General features: G+C 72.3%; 17 protein-coding genes. 4 read left to right on the top strand and 13 right to left on the bottom strand.

Annotated features, from left to right (window positions below):
• The 6 genes from ACZ6R6_RS34730 to ACZ6R6_RS34755 form a co-directional block, all read right to left on the bottom strand.
• Nucleotides 1–476: 5-deoxy-glucuronate isomerase (locus ACZ6R6_RS34730; RefSeq protein WP_470100592.1), on the bottom strand; the 476-nt coding region annotated here is incomplete at its 3' end.
• On the bottom strand, nt 473–1,354 hold the full coding sequence (locus tag ACZ6R6_RS34735; protein WP_470100594.1) for a Cgl0159 family (beta/alpha)8-fold protein: 882 nt from the start codon (nt 1,352–1,354) through the stop codon (nt 473–475). The genes ACZ6R6_RS34735 and ACZ6R6_RS34730, both read right to left, overlap by 4 nt.
• Nucleotides 1,347–2,309: a 5-dehydro-2-deoxygluconokinase gene (gene iolC, locus ACZ6R6_RS34740; protein ID WP_470100596.1), complete on the bottom strand. Its 963-nt coding sequence runs from the start codon at nt 2,307–2,309 to the stop codon at nt 1,347–1,349. Before iolC ends, ACZ6R6_RS34735 begins: the two co-directional genes overlap by 8 nt.
• Nucleotides 2,306–3,151 (bottom strand): TIM barrel protein, encoded by an 846-nt coding sequence (locus ACZ6R6_RS34745; protein ID WP_470100598.1) that lies wholly within the window; start codon nt 3,149–3,151, stop codon nt 2,306–2,308. Before ACZ6R6_RS34745 ends, iolC begins: the two co-directional genes overlap by 4 nt.
• Nucleotides 3,148–4,119, bottom strand: a complete 972-nt coding sequence (locus ACZ6R6_RS34750; protein WP_470100600.1) for a Gfo/Idh/MocA family protein — start codon at nt 4,117–4,119, stop codon at nt 3,148–3,150. Before ACZ6R6_RS34750 ends, ACZ6R6_RS34745 begins: the two co-directional genes overlap by 4 nt.
• A gap of 117 nt (nt 4,120–4,236) precedes the next feature.
• Nucleotides 4,237–4,980: a GntR family transcriptional regulator gene (locus ACZ6R6_RS34755; RefSeq protein ID WP_470100602.1), complete on the bottom strand. Its 744-nt coding sequence runs from the start codon at nt 4,978–4,980 to the stop codon at nt 4,237–4,239.
• 214 nt (nt 4,981–5,194) lie between these two features.
• Here ACZ6R6_RS34755 and ACZ6R6_RS34760 point away from each other — a divergent pair, with 214 nt between their 5' ends.
• Nucleotides 5,195–6,364 carry an ABC transporter substrate-binding protein gene (locus ACZ6R6_RS34760; RefSeq protein WP_470100604.1) on the top strand — a complete coding sequence of 390 codons (1,170 nt, stop codon included), beginning with the start codon at nt 5,195–5,197 and terminating at the stop codon, nt 6,362–6,364.
• A 395-nt stretch (nt 6,365–6,759) separates the two neighbouring features.
• Nucleotides 6,760–7,257 carry a transposase gene (locus ACZ6R6_RS34765; RefSeq protein WP_470100606.1) on the top strand — a complete coding sequence of 166 codons (498 nt, stop codon included), beginning with the start codon at nt 6,760–6,762 and terminating at the stop codon, nt 7,255–7,257.
• 63 nt (nt 7,258–7,320) lie between these two features.
• On the opposite strand, the gene ACZ6R6_RS34770 is transcribed toward ACZ6R6_RS34765, so the two are convergent.
• The 7 genes from ACZ6R6_RS34770 to ACZ6R6_RS34800 form a co-directional block, all read right to left on the bottom strand.
• A complete protein-coding gene (locus ACZ6R6_RS34770) occupies nt 7,321–8,502 on the bottom strand; it encodes a phytase (RefSeq protein WP_470100608.1) in 1,182 nt (393 codons plus the stop codon).
• A gap of 306 nt (nt 8,503–8,808) precedes the next feature.
• The gene (locus tag ACZ6R6_RS34775) at nt 8,809–9,720 is read right to left on the bottom strand and encodes a LysR family transcriptional regulator (protein WP_470100610.1); all 912 of its coding nucleotides are present in this window, start codon (nt 9,718–9,720) and stop codon (nt 8,809–8,811) included.
• Nucleotides 9,721–9,754: 34 nt separating this feature from the next.
• On the bottom strand, nt 9,755–10,780 hold the full coding sequence (locus ACZ6R6_RS34780; RefSeq protein ID WP_470100613.1) for a (2Fe-2S)-binding protein: 1,026 nt from the start codon (nt 10,778–10,780) through the stop codon (nt 9,755–9,757).
• 118 nt (nt 10,781–10,898) lie between these two features.
• Nucleotides 10,899–11,810 carry a YihY/virulence factor BrkB family protein gene (locus ACZ6R6_RS34785; protein ID WP_470100616.1) on the bottom strand — a complete coding sequence of 304 codons (912 nt, stop codon included), beginning with the start codon at nt 11,808–11,810 and terminating at the stop codon, nt 10,899–10,901.
• 106 nt (nt 11,811–11,916) lie between these two features.
• Nucleotides 11,917–12,846, bottom strand: a complete 930-nt coding sequence (locus ACZ6R6_RS34790) for a siderophore-interacting protein (RefSeq protein WP_470100618.1) — start codon at nt 12,844–12,846, stop codon at nt 11,917–11,919.
• A 58-nt stretch (nt 12,847–12,904) separates the two neighbouring features.
• Nucleotides 12,905–13,897, bottom strand: coding sequence for a CHAP domain-containing protein (locus tag ACZ6R6_RS34795; protein WP_470100620.1), 993 nt, complete (start codon nt 13,895–13,897; stop codon nt 12,905–12,907).
• A gap of 212 nt (nt 13,898–14,109) precedes the next feature.
• Entirely contained in the window at nt 14,110–14,601 is a 492-nt protein-coding gene (locus ACZ6R6_RS34800; RefSeq protein ID WP_470100622.1) for a MarR family winged helix-turn-helix transcriptional regulator, read from the bottom strand.
• 170 nt (nt 14,602–14,771) lie between these two features.
• Between ACZ6R6_RS34800 and ACZ6R6_RS34805 the strand changes: the two genes are divergently transcribed.
• Nucleotides 14,772–15,947, top strand: a complete 1,176-nt coding sequence (locus ACZ6R6_RS34805; RefSeq protein ID WP_470100624.1) for an NADH:flavin oxidoreductase — start codon at nt 14,772–14,774, stop codon at nt 15,945–15,947.
• 80 nt (nt 15,948–16,027) lie between these two features.
• On the top strand, nt 16,028–16,477 hold the full coding sequence (locus ACZ6R6_RS34810; RefSeq protein WP_451933454.1) for a hypothetical protein: 450 nt from the start codon (nt 16,028–16,030) through the stop codon (nt 16,475–16,477).
• Nucleotides 16,478–16,486 lie beyond the last annotated feature (9 nt).

Genomic DNA, 16,486 nt, shown 5'->3' on the forward strand with positions numbered 1-16,486 from the left:
TTGCCGCCGGGGGTGAGCACCTCGACCGCCATCAGCTTGTCGCAGTCGAAGGCGTCGGGGGCGCAGAAGTTGTTGACCTGGCGGCTGGCCTGGCCGGCGCCGCGCACCTCGACCGGCACCTCGTGCGCCGGGCCGTACCGGATGGGAAAGCGGCGGGTCGCGCGGGCGGCGGGGAGTGCGAAACGGCCCGTGCCGGTGATCCGGGCGGACGTCCTGATCGGCAGGTAGGCGAAGTCGGTCACCGAATCGAAGACCGACGTGCGGCCGGCCAGCGGCAGCCGCAGGCCGTCGGCGGTGACCTCGCACGAGCCCGACAGGGGGAGGACCAGCATCTCCTCCTCACCGGTGGTGAACTCCACGCTCCCACCGGACAGGTCCACGACCCGCAGTCCGGCATAGGTCCACCCGGCCGACTCGGGAGTGATCTTCACCGCCCACGGGGCGCCGGCGGCGGTGCCGCGGGGAATGTGCGTCATGAGGTCTCCAGCAAGCTCACCGCGGTGTCCACGGACGCCGCCACGTCGTCGCCGGGCGGGTAGAGCAGGGCCCGGCCGACGACCAGGCCCCGCACGCCGGGCAGCCGCAGCGCCTTGCCCCAGGAGTCGAAGACCTGGTCGGGCGCCTGGGTGGGATCGCCGCCGAGCAGCAGGGTCGGCAGCGTGGTGGCCTCCATGACGCGTTCCATGTCCTCGATCACCGGGATCTTCAGCCAGGTGCGGGCGGAGGTCGCGCCGAGTCCCTGGCCGACGTTGATGGCGTGGATCATCCCCTCCGGGGACAGGTCGTGCCTGACCGCGCCGCCGACCCGCCGCGACCAGAACGGCTCCATCATCGCCATCAGGCCGTGCGAGGCCAGCTCGGTGATCGCCCCGGCGCAGGACTCCAGGGTGGCGGCGGTGGCGGGGTCGTCCAGGCCGATCCGGCAGAGCATCTTGCCGCCGTCCAGGCCCATCCGGACGATCGAGGCGGTGTCGTAGGCGGTGAAGCGGTCGTCGAACTCGAACGCCGAGCCCTGCACGCCGCCCCGGTTCATCGACCCGATGACGAGCTTGCCCTCCAGCGCGCCGAGCAGCAGCAGGTCCTCCACGATGTCGGGGGTGGCCAGCAGCCCGTCCACGCCGGGCCTGGCCAGGGCGCTCGTCAGCCGGTCGAGCAGGCCGACGCGGCTCTCCATGGCCATCGGGCGGTCACCGACGCCGAGCGAGCCGCGCGCCGGGTGGTCGGCCGCGATGATCAGCAACTGGTCGCGGCCGGCCAGCAGCGGCCTGCGCCCGCGCGCGGCGGCAGCCTCGGCCACCCGCTCCGGATATCGGGCCCGGTCGTCGAGCAGCCGGCGGTAGTCCTCCTCACGCATGTGCGGTCTCGCCTCTGGGAGATTCACCCGACAGGACGTCCTCGATCTCGTCGAGGGTGGGCATCGCCGGAGCGCACGCCAGCCGCCCGGCCACGATCGCCCCGGCCGCGTTCGCGAACCGCAGCGTCCGCTCCAACGGCCAGCCCTCCAGCAGGGCGTGACACAACGCCCCACCGAAGGCGTCCCCCGCACCCAGCCCGTTGACCACCTCCACCTCCACCGGCGCCACCTCCACCGTCTCCCCAACGCGCATCCCGACCACCCCGGCCGACCCCCGCTTGACGATCGCCAACTCCACCCCCGCCTCCAGCAGCAACCGGCCCGCCTCATACGGGTCCCGCGTGCCGGTGGCCACCTCCACCTCATCCAGATTGCCCACCGCCACCGTCACCTGCCCCAGCGCCCGCTGCACCTGTATCCGCGCCGTCCGCACATCCGGCCAGAACATCGGCCGGTAGTCCAGATCCAGCACCGTGTGCGCCCGGCGTCCCCGCGCCCGCCACGCCGCCCAGTGCGCCTCCCGCGACGGCTCCTGGCACAACCCCGTCACCGTCGCCCACAACAACCGGCTCCCGGCCACCGCCTCCAGATCCAGCTCCTCGGCCAGGATCTCCAGATCCGGCGCCTTGGGCCAGCGGTAGAAATACAGCGGGAAGTCCTCCGGCGGCCGGATCTCACAGAACGTCACCGGCGTCGGCAGCCCCGGCACCGCACTGACATAACGGTCGTCGACCCCGTACTCCCGCAGCGCGTCATGGACGAACAGCCCGAACGGATCGGCCCCGGTCCGGGTGATCACCGCGCTGGAACGGCCCAGCCGGGCGGCGGCCACCGCCACGTTGACCGGGCTGCCGCCCAGATACTTGCCGAAGGTCTCCACCTGCCGAAGCGACACCCCCACCTGCTGCGGGTAGATGTCCACCCCCACCCGCCCCATGGTCAGCACGTCGGTCACGCGAGGCTCCCCAGGAAGGCCACGCTCGCGCGGACGTCGTGGAGGGGGCCCGCGCCGCCGGGCGGCTCGGAGCCGAGGACGACGTCCTGCTCCATGACGTACCAGCCCGCGTATCCGGCGGCTCCCAGGCCGGCGACGATGCCGGGGACGTCCACGTCGCCGCGGCCGAGCGGGCGGTAGATCCCCGCCTTCACGGCCTCGGTGTAGGACAGCTCACCGGACCGGACCCGCTCGGCGAGGGCGGTGTCGACGTCCTTGAGGTGGACGTGCGCGATCCGCTCGGGGGTCTCGCGGACGAGGTCCATCGGGTCGGTGCCGCCGATGAGCAGGTGACCGGTGTCCAGGCAGAGCGGGACCGCGCTGCCGTCGAGCACCCGCTCCACCTCGTCCTTGGTCTCGACCATGGTCCCGACGTGCGGGTGCAGGGTGACCAGGTGGGCCGTCTCGCGCCGGATCCTGTCCAGGTTGCCCAGGAGCGTCCGCCAGCCCTCCGCGTCCAGTGAGGGACGCGCGTCGTAGCCGTCGGCGCCGGTGGCGGCGGCCAGGACGACCACCGTCTCCTCGTCGAAGGAGGCCAGCGCGGCCCGCAGACCCGGCAGCGGGTCATGGCCGGGGTCGTGCAGGACGACGGGGACGAACCCGCCGACCGCGCGCAGGCCGTACCCGTCGAGCAGGCGTGCGCGCTGCTCGGGTTCCGGGGGCAGGAAACCGTCGGGGCCCAGCTCGGTGGCCGTCAGGCCCAGCTCCGCCATCTCGGCCAGCACTCTTTCCCGGGGCATCTGGTGTCCCCAGCCCGGCACCTCGCACACGCCCCACGAGATGGGAGCCGCAGCGATCCTCACTTGGTCACCTCCAGAAGACGGACCGGGCGGTCGTTGCGGCGGGACAGGTCCGCCGCCTCGGCGATGTGGAGCGCGGCCAGGGCGTCCTGGACCGTGCAGGGACTCTCGCGCTCGCCCCGTGCCGCCGCCAGGAACGCGCTCATCTCCGCGATGTAGGCGGCATCGAACCTGGCCTGGAAGTCCGGCCACGGCTCGCCGGGCGGCTGCAGCCCCTCGGTGCTGGTGAGCGGCGTGCGCGGGTCGAGGCCGACCGCCCGGGTCCGCAGGGTGCCCGCCAGCTCCATCCGCACGTCGTAGCCGGCGCCGTTGTAGCGGGAGCCCTGCAGGGTGACCAGCGTGCCGTCGTCCAGGGTGAGCAGCGCGGCGCTGTTGTCGACGTCGCCGGCCTCGGCGAAGAACGCCTCGCCCCGGTTGGAGCCGGTCGCGTAGACGCTCTCCACCTCGCGGCCGGTGACCCAGCGCAGGATGTCGAAGTCGTGGATGTGGCAGTCCCGGAAGATGCCGCCGGACATGGGGACGTAGTCGGGGGCCGGCGGCGCCGGGTCGCCGGTGATCATGTGGACCCGGTGCAGCGTGCCGAGCTCGCCGCTCCGCAGCGCCTCGCGCGCGGCCGTGTAGCCGGCGTCGAAGCGGCGCTGGAAGCCGATGTGCACGACCGTCCCGCTCCGTTCGGCGGCGTCGGCGACCCGTATCGTCTCCGCGACGCCGGGCGCCGCGGGTTTCTCACAGAAGGCCGGCACCCCCAGGTCACAGGCCCTTACCAGCAACTCCGCATGGGTGGCGGTGGGGGTGGCGATGACCACGGCGTCGGCGTCGAAGGGGTCTCCGACGCGGGCCTTGAGCCGTCCGGCCACCTCCTCCGCCCTACTCCGGTCGGCGTCGGAGACGACCAGCTCGTCGACAAGAGCGGAAAGGGTGGCAGCGTGAAACACGCCTATACGACCAAGGCCCAACAAACCCACACGCATGATGACTCCTCGTCCAGGGGCCTCCAGTTCTAGATGAACGGGAGGTAAACCGTCAAGAATTTGTCCTGACATTCGGACTAACTATCATCATCACCAGCGTGAGGTTCCGGAGTGTGGTCAGCGCTCCACGAGGGTGACCTCCAGGGCGTAGTGGGAGGCGCGGTAGACGTGCGAGCCGTGTTCCACGGCCCTGCCCTGGTCGTCATAGGTCGTGCGGACCATTGTGAGCAGGGGGCAGGAGCGGCGCTCCTCCAGCAGCCGGGCCTCCGCGGGAGTGGCGGCGCGGGCGCCGATCCGCTGGTTGGCGACCCGCATGCGGACGCCGGTGGAGCGGAGCAGCTCGTAGAGCCCATGCCGTTCCAGCGCCTCGGCCGACAGGGGGGTGGACCCGGCCGGCAGCCAGTTGTGCAGCAGGGCCAGCGGTTCCCCGAGGGCGTATCTGAGCCGCTCCAGCCGGAGCACCTCGGCGCCCGGCGAGACACCGAGGGCGACGGCGACGCTCTCCTCGGCGGGGACCGTGTCGATGGTCAGCACCCGGGTGACCGGCTCCTGTCCCGCCCGGCGCAGGTCGTCGTAGAGGCTGGTGAGCTCGACCGCCCGTTTGACCTGGCCGTGCACGACCTGGGTGCCGACGCCGCGCTTGCGGACCACCAGGCCCTTGTCGACGAGGTACTGGATGGCCTGGCGGACGGTCGGGCGCGAGAGCCCCAGGTGGTCGGCGAGTTGAATCTCGTTGGCGAGCCGGGATCCTGGGAGCAGCTCGCCGGCCTGGATGGCCTCCGCGATCCGCTCGGCCACCTGGAAGTAGAGGGGTACGGGACTCGCCCTGTCGAGGTCGATGTCCAATCTCGTCACAGTCACGGTCAGACATTAATGGAGATCAGGATGTCTTAACCAACACCAGACGGCTGTCCGCGCGCGTGGCATGTGACAGGATCGTGTCGAGTGCTTCACAAAGGTAAGAATGTCTTGACAAACACTTCACGTGGCACTCATCGTTGAGCGCACTGCGCCGCCGGATCGGGGCTCTGAGAGGCGCATACGACCCTTGAGAGGCAAGAGGAGTGACGCCATCGTGAGGCGTACCCGGAAGATCATCCCTGCGGCGCTGCTGGCACTGGCCGTCGCCGCGTGCGCGCCCTCCACAGGAGCCGACGCCCCATCTGGGACGACGGCGGCCAAGCCGCTGCCCGGCCCCTCGGTCGACGCGGCCTTCGACCTGGACACCCTGGTCGAGGCCGCCAAGAAGGAGGGCAGCCTGCTGGTCTACGACTCCAGCGGCGACATCGAGGAAGTGGCCAAGGCTTTCACCGACAAGTACGGCATCGCGATGGAGGGCGTGAAGTCCGACACCCCGCAGACCGCCGAGAAGATGCTCAGAGAGCACGCCGCCGACAACGTGACGATCGACGCGGCGATGTACGAGGACGGCGGGGTGCTGGTCGGCCAGCTCATCCCGCAGGGCGTGGCACAGACCTGGGTGCCCGCCGACCTGAAGGACCAGATCCCGCAGGAGAACCAGAACCCGCTGCTCGCGCTGTCGAAGGCCACGGTCTTCGCCTACAACACCAAGCTGTCGCCCGACGGGTGCCCGGTGAAGAACGTGTGGGACCTGACCGAGCCGGAATGGGCCGGCAAGCTGGTGATGCAGGATCCGCTGGGCAAGCCGACCGTGCTGTCGTTCTTCACCCAGCTGGACGCCCACGGCAACCAGGCGCTGGAGCAGGCCTACCAGGCGAAGTACGGCAAGGCGCTGGAGACCAAGGAGAAGAGCGCCGCCTTCGAATGGATCAAGCGGATGTCGGTCAACAAGCCGGTGCTGACCGGCTCCGACGAGGACATCTCCGGTGCGGTGGGCGCGCCGAGCGCCACCGACAAGAAGATCGGCTTCATGTCGATCTCGAAGTTCCGCAACAACGAGGACAAGGGATACACCCAGGCGACGTGCACGGGGATGACGCCGTTCGTCGGCTTCAGCTATCCCAAGTACGTCGCCGTCGCCGCCAAGAGCAAGCACCCCAACGCGGCCAAGCTGTACGTCCACTTCATCATGACCGAGGAGGGCGTCAAGCACGAGATCGGCGAGGGCGGCGTCTCCGGCAACGCCACCGTCAAACCGCCGGTCACCCCGCCCGGCCTGGGCGACTGGAATTCCCAGCTCTTCCACACCGACCCCAAGGTGCTGCTCGGCGACCTCCAGAACCGCCAGACGGTCTCCGACTTCTGGCGCGTCAACCACGGCTGAGCCGGTGGACGGAGAAGCCGCCGGCGAGTCAGGCCGCCCTTCCGGGTGGCGTCGCGGCCCCCGACTCGGGGCGTGCGACGGACGTCGAGATCCACCGGATCCGATCCCCGCAGAGGCGGAAGAAGCTGACCGCGGAGCGGGAGGAGTGCTTCCGCCTTGTGAATCAGGATTTCAGCGGCCGTGAGACGTGCCGGGAATCGCCGGGATCGACCGGCGTACCGGGAAGGGGCGGCGCAACGGCTCGGCGCCGGACAAGGCGAGAAAGAGGACAAGGCGCGAAAGAAGGGGGCACCGCCGGTCAGACGACCGGCGGTGCCCCCTTCTTTCGCGTTCCGCCACCTCAGCGGATCGCCCCGAGCCTGCGCAGAAGCCTTCCCGAGCGCGCGGAGACGCATGTGTGCCACGAGACCGCCTACCAGGCGCTCCACGTCCAAGGGCGGCCGACCATCGGCGAGGACCAGGCGTCGGCCGTCGGCGCCCTGGTCGGGCGCGCCACCCGCTACGTGATGCCCGTCCACCTGCCCGTCGAGTGCGGCGGCGTCCGCGGCGCCGAGAGCATGCGCGCCGCCCCGACCGGGGCCACGGCCACGCTGCCGGTCCGGCTCAAACGCTCCCTGAGCGGGGGCCAAGGCGGCGGGACAGGCCGTCACCACGGGTTCGACGTCGCCGCCGACCCGCCCGTCCGCTTCCGAGGCCCGGCCGGCCCCTGGCGGCGCGGCTCGACCGGGAACGCCGGCGGCCTGCCGCGCCGGCGCCTCCCCGAGGGAAGGGACCTGTCAGTCCACGGCCGAGAGCGAATCGACGCCGTCGCCGCCGAATTGACCGCCGGACCGCGAAAGGCGCCCGGCTGGGATGTCCCAGCCGAGCGCCTCGCTGTGCTTCTCCACCATTAAGTGATCATCGTGTTGCGACGACCACTGGAAAGCGCCCCGTCCGGCCGGGGGCTTCACTCATCCTCAGTCGCGGGGGTCCCAGCCGTCGGTGTCGACGTCAAGGTCGAGCCCGTCGGCGATGCCTTCCCAGCCGACGAACTTGAAGTTCGTGTTCTCCCGGTCGGGCACGGCCGGCGTGTTGGCGCCGTCGTGCGCGATGAACATGCCCTCGTCGAAGTCACCCAGCGGGACGTTCAGCACGGTCGAGCCGTCGCTGTGCTCGACGCCGTCGACGCCGTCGTGCGTCCCGACGCGGAACTGGCCGAGGTAGGCGTTGGAGCCCTCCTTGCGGTAGGCGGCGAAGGTGCTGTCGCCCTGGCTGGAGGCCAGCAGGTAGCCCTTCTGGTCGTCCCGGTAGTAGATCGTGAGGCCTTCGGCGTCGGCCGACAGGTGCTGGCCGCCGTAGCCGGGGTCCACGCCGGGCGTGCACTCCTCCGTCGCCGGGTCGTAGGTGGCGGGCACGCCGTAATCGCGGACCTTGTCCATGAGCGTCGGCGTCCCGGTGAGGTCGGCCCGCATCCGCCAGATGCCGACGTCCTCCTGGGCCGCGTAGAGCACGTCGGTCTGCTGGTCCACGACCATGCCCTCGACCTGCGGCGTCCTGTCCGGCTCGTCGCAGGGGGTCCAGCTCTGGCCGTTCGGCAGGGCGAACGACGCGGGCAGGTTCAGCGTCCTGACGACCTGGTAGCCGACCTTGCCGTTCGGCTTGGGAAGGAGCTTGACCAGGCCGATCGAGGTCGTGTGCCGGCGGCTGACCAGAGCGTAGGTGCCGGTGGAGTCCTTCCAGGTGGTCAGGCCGTACGCCGTCTCCCCGTCGTTGACCTGCGACTGGGTGGTGTTGAACACGAACGGCGCCGCCGGGTCCGTCACGTCGGTCAGCTGGCCCTGCGCGATGGCGTAGATCCGGAGCTGGTCCCGGCCGCGGTCGGAGACGACCGCGAGGTCCCGCCCGCCGAAGCCGTAGGTGACGTCGACGTTGTTGAAACGACCGCCCTCGTCGTCGGGCCCCGGCGCCGCGGGTGCCGGCAGGTGCTGGAGCTGCTCGGCGTCAAGGTTGTAGACGTAGAGGCCGCCCTCCTTGGCCGTCGCCACCACCAGGCTCTTGCCGGAGTTGGAGGGGTGGACCCAGATGGCCGGGTCGTCGCCGTTGGCGTTGCCGCCAGCCTCGTCGTCGAACAGCGCGGGGGTCTCCACCTCGGGGTCCACCGACGGGATGCTCTGCCCCGAAGCCGGGACAGACAGTGCTCCGACAAGCGAGCACGTCAGGACTGCCAGGAAAAGCCTGGGCAGGGGACGCATTGCGCCTCCTCGTTTGGGGGATGCTGTCGCACAAGAACGTAACGATGAATTTACGACAAAGCAATAGCACATCATTATGTCAGGACATAATGATGTGAGGAGTGTGATCATCCCATGGCCGGCTGTGGGAGCCGATGGACGCCTCCAGGCCAGGTCAGGCCTGGTGCGGCGGCCGGCGCTCCCGCTCGTGGCCCGGGCGCCGGACCCGGAGTCTCAGCGCAGGGCGTTGCGCATCTGGGCCGAGGCGTCGCGCAGGTAGTCGATGAAGGAGCGCAGCGCCGGGTTGGGGTTGGTCGGGCGGACGGCGGCGCCGATCCTGCGGAAGAGGCGGGGCCCGTCCAGCCGGCACACTTGGATGCCCGCCGCGCCCTGCGCGCCGAGGCTGGGCACCAGGGCCACCCCCAGGCCCGCCCTGACCAGCCCGAGCGTGACCTCGTAGTGGTCGCTGCGGCAGCGGATCATCGGATTGAACCCCTCCAGCGCGCTGGCCCGTTCCAATACCGACACCGGCGTGTCGGTGCCGTACGTGGTGATCCACGGTTCGTCGGCCAGGTCGGCGAGCCGTACCCGCTGCCGCTGCCCCGCCGGATGACCCGACGGCACGACCAGGAGCTGCGGCTCGTCGAACAGGTGGGCGACCTCGACCCCCTCCGGCGGCTTCCAGGGGTCGAGCGCGTGCTCGAAGACCACCAGGATGTCGAGCGCGCCCCTCTCCAGGTCGGGCAGGAGCTCGTGCGGCTGGCCGAGCACCAGGTCGAGCTCCACGGCGGGATGGCGGGCGGTGAAGGTCGACAGCGCCAGCGGCAGCAGCCGGTAGCCCGCGGAGGCGAAGAACCCGATCCGGAGCTGCCCGGCGTCGGCCCGGGCCTGCGCCAGCAGGTCCTTCTCGGCGGCCTCGATGATGTCGAGCACCTCCTGCGCCCGGGTCGCGAGCCGCCGCCCGGCCGCGGTCAGCCGCAGGCTCTGCGCGCCCCGCTCGACCAGGCCGACCCCCGCCTCCTCCTCCAACCTGGACAGCTGGTGGGACACGGCGGACGGCGAGAGCCGCAGGGTGCGCGCGGCTCCCGCGATGCTCCCCGTCCGGAAAACCTCCCGAAGCACCCGCAGGCGGTGACTGCTCAGCACCGTTCCAGTATCGGTGCAATCCGGACAGCCCGGGTCAGGGGGCCGCGCCGGCCTGCCGTACGGCCCGCGCCCACTGGCCGCGGCGGATCTCGGGGTCCAGCAGGGCGCAGTCGCCGCACTTGCCGCCGCCGGGCACGCGGTAGTAAAGGCAGCAGCTGTGCCGGACGAAGAGATGACGGCCGGGGGCCGGCTCGGCCAGCTCGCCCGTCCCCTCCAGGACCCCGAGGGCCAGCAGCTCACGGGTGAGCGGGGCGGCCCGGGAGACGGCGTCCGGCCGCTCGCCCGCGATGGCCGACAGGGTCCCGGCCAGGGCGGAGGCCGCGTTGCCCCACAGCAGCCCCGGGGCGACCCCGGTGATCTCCTGTACGGCCTCGGCCAGCGGTCCGAGCAGCTCGGTCACCACGTTGCGGTGGATCAGCCCGGCGGCCCGGCCGGGGTCGGCGATCTCCCAACCGGCCGGGCGGGGCGCCCACAGCGGGAGCGGGCCGCCGGCGGCGGGCCGCCAGCGGACGCCGGCGGGGGCCAGGTCCGGCAGCACGGCCCGGACGGAGGCCGCGCCGACGACCGGTGACCAGAGCCGGGCGGCCAGTCCCTGGAACAGGATCGAGGCGGCGACTCTCGCCTCGCCGGTGCCCAGCAGCCGCCCGACGTCGCGGATCCGGGCACGCAGGGCGCCGACGTCGGCGTAGAGCGCGGTGAGCGGGCGCCAGGCCGGGTCGGCCTCCTGCGCGGGGTCCGTCGAGACGGCGAAGAACGGGCCGATGGCCGACACGTCGGCCATCGTCTCGGCGACCACGCGGGTCTCGGCCGGGCGCAGGCCCGGTGACCGCCGGGCCGCCGGCGGTCCGGCCCAGCCGGCGAGCTCGGCCAGCGAGGCGAACCAGTGACCCTCGCCGTCGAAGGCCGCCTCGTAGCCGTCGCCGGTCGCCTCCACGGCCAGGTCCGCCGGGCCCGAGGTGACGGTCCGCCAGCCCTGCCCGGCCAGGCAGCGCGTCAGCGGCGGCAGCCGGAGGCCGTCGGCCGTCAGGCGCGCCGTGTCGGACGGTCCGCCGTGAGGCATGCGGGCGCCCTTCTCTCCGGGAGGATCGGCCCCGTTCCGTGAGGCGATCGGTGTTCCCGGCCATGTTCGCACACCCGCGCCCGCCGCGGCCCGGCGTGCCCGCGGGGACGGACGAGGATCAGGTCAGGGCCGCCGGAACGGAGGGCGCGCGGCGGACGGCCAGGTCGACGATGTCCCCGGCGGTGCTGGTGGCGGTGAGCGCGGCGGCGAACAGGATGATCTGATTGAGGATCTTGAGGAAGGCCAGCAGCGCGACGGCGCCGGCCACGACCTGGTAGGCGGGGTTGGCCGCGGTGAGCTCCAGATAGAACTGGCCGAGGGTTTTGAGGACCTCCAGGCCGAGGCTGACGAACAGCGCGGGCCCGAGGACCCGGCGCAGCGGCAGCCGCAGCCGCGGGGGCGCGGTCAGCAGGGCGGCCGCCAGCAGGGTGTTCACCCCGAAGCCGAGCAGGAAAGCGACCACGGACGTCAGCCACCGGGCCGGGGCGTCGTCGGCGCCCACGGTGTGCACCAGCAGCCAGTCGAGCAGCGCCTCGGCGGCGAAGGCGACCGCGAGCGAGGCCGACAGCAGGGCCCCGAGCCCGGCCAGCACGCCCAGGTCGATGAGCTGGCGCAGCAGGAAGCGGCCCGGATACTCCTCGATCCGCCAGATCGCCCTGATCGCCGAGCGCAGGGTGTCCATCCAGAACAGGCCGGTGACCGGCATGCCGACGAGGGCGACCAGCCCGGCCGTGCTCCGGGCGTCGCGCAGCGCCTGCACGTCGAGGCGGGGGAAGTTGTCGGTGAGATAGCGCTGCACCGTGCGTATCACCTGCGGATCGTCCAGGACGTGCCCGATGATCGCGAAGCTCAGCAGGGCGAGCGCGAACAGCGCGAAGAACGAGTAATAGGTGAGAGCGGCCGACAGCCGTCCACCGTCCGTCTGGTCGTAGCGCACGCCGGCGCGGGCCAGGTGGTCCAGCCAGCCGTGGCGGTGGCGGGCCCGGGTCCACGACGCCGTGACCCGCCCAGTGAATCCGGTGACCGTCATGCACCGGTCACTACCCGGAGTCCGCCGGGCTACCACCGGTGCCGGCCGCGGGTGGCGGCGGCTGCGGCCGGCCCGCCGGCGGGCTCCACGGGAGCGGCTCCGGCGCTCAGTCGATCTCCGCGCGTCCCAGCCGCCAGTAGCCCATGAACGCCACCGACGAGCGGTCGACCCCGGCCTCCTGCACGAGGTGGCGGCGGAGCAGCTTGACCACGCCCGCCTCGCCGGCCAGCCAGGCGTACAGGCCCTCGCGACCGGAGGGCCGGGGGATCTCCCACAGGATCTCCGTGTCGATGTCGACGTCCTCCAGCGGGCCGGCGGCCTCGCCGCCCGTCAGGGTGATCCCGTCGACGGCCTCGCGGACGGCCGGGCCGAGCAGTTCGCCGTGGCGGGCCCCCTCGCGGGGCAGCCAGGTGACCTCCACGCCCGGCCGTACGTCGAGGGGGAGCGCGTCGGCGCGCTCCGGCACCTCCAGCAGGACGGTGGCCCGCACGTCGCCGGAGAGGCTCTCGGCGATGGCGGCGATGGCGGGGACGGCCGTCTCGTCACCGGCCAGCAGCAGGCGCGTGGCCCCGGCCGGCGGGGCCCATTCCTGGCCGCCGGTCGGCCCGGGGCAGGCCGCGTTGGGGCCGACGACCACGGCCCGGTGCCCGGGGGCGGCGTGGGTCGCCCAGCGGGAGGCGGGACCGGCCTCGCCGTGCAGCACGAAGTCGACGTCGAGCTCGCACCGGCGCGGCCGTACGGCCCGCACGGTGTAGGTGCGGATCGGGTTGCGCAGCTCCGGCGGGAGCGCCCGCCACCGCTGGTACCAGTCGGCCCCGTCGCCGAGAGGGGTGAAGCCGCCGTCGGGCAGCGGGAGGATCAGCTTGATCCGCTGGTCGAACCCGTTGTCGGCGAAGGCCGACAGCTCCTCGCCGCCGAAGGTCACCCGGACGAAGCTCGGGCTGAGCCGCAGCGTCCGCAGGACCCGGACGTGGAAGGCGCGGTAGGGGAGGATCTCCTCCACGCGCTCTACGGTCTGCTCACTGACGGCTGTCATCTCGTGCTGCCTCCGCTCGGAAAGGTCGTCGTGAGCAACTTAGCTTTGCCTAACCTTATTAATCAAACCGGACCGTCGCGCCGGCCGGACTCTCGGTGCGCTCACCCGGCCCGGACGAGTACGGCCGCCGGCCGGCCTTGACGCCCGCGGGACGTGCCGGACCCGCTCCACCCGCGGCCGTGTCCCTGGAGGCCGCCGCGCCCCGGCCGGCCGGCCGGGAGTGAGGCGCGGCCGTCCCGGGTGCGGCCGCTCCGGCGGGCCGGCCGGCGTCCGGTCCGGCCGCCGTGCCCGTCCCCGAGCCCTGTCTGCGGTGCCGTCCGGCGGCCGGTACGGCGGGCGGCCCGGCGGCCGGGGTGCGCGCGCGGCGTCTGGCCAGGACGAGCGTCGCGGCGAGGACGAGCAGGAGCACCCCCGCGACCGGTGCGGTCTCCAGGGAGACCGCCGGCGTCCCCGGGCGGGCGGCGGTCACGGCGCCGGGGGCGGGCGCCGGGCGGACCTCGATCCGCCCGGCCGTCTGCGGGACGGTCGCGTCCTCGCCGGAGGGGCTCCCCGCCGGGCCCGCCTCGCCGGGGGAGGTCCCGGCCAGGCGCTCCTTGACCTTGCGCGGCAGCCCGTATCCGACGACCTTGCTCTCGTCGCGCGTCTTGCGTCTCAGCCAGACCCCGTCGACGTTGCCCTCGATGGTGTGGATCGTTCCACCGTCGACCCGCTCGACGACGCCGACGTGGTCGATGCCCTTGATGTCCTTGCCGCCGGACCAGTCGAAGAAGACCAGCGCCCCCGGCTCCGGCTCCCCGGACCAGGCGCCCCGCGTCTCGAACCAGCGGGCGTGGGAGGGCGTCCAGGCGAACCGGCCGACGAAGTCCGCGACGCCGGCCTTGTCGGCGGCCCAGGCGATGACCATGTCGCACCAGGGGGCCGTCCTGTACTGGGGGTCCTGGACGACGCTGGTCGAATACCACTCGCCGAACGTGGTGTGCTGACCGGCCCGCTCCCGGTATCCGAGCTCCGGCTCCATGACTCTGAGCAGATCGTCACCGATCGGATCCATGGCCGTCCGCCACCCCGTCCACTCGCCTCCGCCCTTCCGCGAAGGGTGGTCACCGCCCGACAACGCTGGACTGTATTCACTGGAAAGGCGAAAAGTCGGGTTTTGCGGCAGAAAGCCGGCTGGAGGGCCCGTCGGATACCGGATTCGATGATGGCGGTGAGCCGGGGCCTCCGATGCTCTACGATCGTTGGCTCCGCTCCGCGGGGGCCGCGCTACGAGCCCTTGCGGCCGGAGCCGCGGGCGGAGGCCAGCCGGGCGGCCTGCTCGGCGCCGACCGCGGAGACCCGGCGGAGATAGTCGCCGATGACGGCGAGCTGCTCGTCGGTGAAGTCGTCCAGGGCCGTGAGGAACGCCTCGCCGGGGGTGTCCCAGGCGGCGTCCACCTCCGACACGGACCTGGGGGCCAGGGAGACCAGCGTCTTCCTGCGGTCGCCGGGGTCGCTCTGCCGGACCACCAGCCCGGCCCGGTCGAGCCGGTCCACCAGCCGGGTGGCCGACCCCGAGGTCAGGCCGGTCAGTCTGGCGATCTCTCCGGTGGTCAGCGGCTCCGCCTCCAGCGAGAGGAGGCTGAGACACTGCAGATCGGTGGGGTGGAGCCCGAGGTGCTCGGCGAGGGCCTGGTTGAACAGCGTGTAGGCGGCGTAGTGCCTGCGGCTGTCGGCGACCACCCGCTGGATCAGCCGGTCGCGGTCCTCGTTCGGCATGTGGCGGCCACCCTTCCGGATCCGGTCGCGCGGCGCGGTCCGGATGCGCGGCGCAGATGATGTGTTGCGCACAATATGTGTCGCCGATTCATTCTACGAGGGCCGCCCCGCCGCACCCGTCACCGGCCGGACTGATGCAATCCAAGCGCTTGTTTGGTAAACAGTGACTCATGGCCGGAACCGTGGCCGACGTCTTCGCCCCCGCGAAGCTCGGGCCGATCACCCTGCGCAACCGCCTGATCAAGTCCGCCACTTTCGAGGGCCGGACCCCCGAGGCGCTGGTCTCCGACGGCCTGGTCGAGTTCCACCGCCGGACGGCCGCCGGCGGCGCGGGCATGACCACCGTCGCCTACTGCGCGGTCGCGCCCGAGGGGCGCACCGAGCGCCGGCAGATCTGGATGCGCCCGGAGGCCGTCCCCGGGCTGCGCCGGCTGGCGGACGCCGTACACGCCGAGGGGGCGGCCGTCTCCGCGCAGATCGGCCACGCCGGCCCGGTGGCCAACCCGGCCTCCAACCGGCTCCCCGCGCTGGCCCCGACCCGGCGGTTCAACCCGATGGGCATGACCATGACCCGGGCGGCGACGAGGGCCGACATCGAGCGCGTCGTGCGGGCGCACGCCGAGGCGGCGCTCATCGCGGCGGAGTCGGGCTTCGACGCCGTCGAGATCCATATGGGGCACAACTACCTGGTCAGCGCCTTCCTCAGCCCCCGGCTCAACCGCCGGGCCGACGGCTACGGCGGAAGCCTGGCCAACCGCGCCCGGATGGCCCGCGAGGTGGCCCGCGCCGTGCGCGGGGCCGTGGGCGACCGGATCGCGATCCTGGCCAAGCTCAACATGGACGACGGGGTGCGCGGCGGCCTGGCGCCCGAGGAGAGCCTCCAGGTCGCGGCCTGGCTGGAGGAGGACGGCGGCCTCGACGCCATCGAGCTGACCGCGGGCAGCTCGCTGCTCAACCCGATGTACCTGTTCAGGGGGGAGGCCCCGCTCAGGGAGTTCGCCGGGGTCTTCCCGCGACCGCAGCGGCTGGGCGTGCGGCTGCTGGGCGGCCGCTTCCTGCGGACCTACCCCTACCGGGAGACCTATCTCCTCGACGACGCCCGCCGCTTCCGGGCCGCCCTGCGCATGCCGCTGGTCCTGCTCGGCGGCATCACCGGCCGCCCGGCCATGGACCTGGCCATGCGGGAGGGCTTCCAGTTCGCGGCCATGGGCAGGGCGCTGCTCATGGAGCCCGACCTGCCGATCCGGATCCAGCGGGACCGGGCCATCGCCTCCCGGTGCATCCACTGCAACCGGTGCATGCCGACCATCTACACCGGCACGCGCTGCGTACTGGCCGAGCCCTGAGGCGGCCGAGCGGACGCCGCCTGGTCGAATAGCATGTGATCGCACTTTTACGGCATGCGCGAGGGGCGGGATGGGTTTCCATGTTCGACGACAGGACGCAGGAGACCCTCCGCCGCCTTCTGGACCTGGCCGAGCACCCCTCGACCCCGCAGCCCGAACGGGCCCTGGCCGTCACGCGGATCCGGGCGCTCATCATGGTGCCCGAGGGCGACGCGCGCCGTGCCCCGGTGACCCCGGCGATGGACGCCGACATCCTCAAGAAGATCAGACCGCTGGCCCGGCGGGTCGACGAGGACCTGGTCAACGAGGTGCACGGCGACCTCTACGCCTTCAGCACCCGCTACCGGGTGATCGGCGAGGTCGCCGACGAGATGGCCCGCCTGCTCGAACGCTGGAGCGCCGTCGTCCCGGAGAAACGGCACCGGCACGAGGAGACGGTCCGGATCACGGCCTCGAAGCTCGCCTACCTCCTGGAGCGCCGCGACCTGTTCCGCAGGCCGAAGTGGAGCAACCGCACCAGGCCGAGGTGAGCCCCCGGG

Source organism: Streptosporangium sp. NPDC048886 (assembly GCF_055586905.1).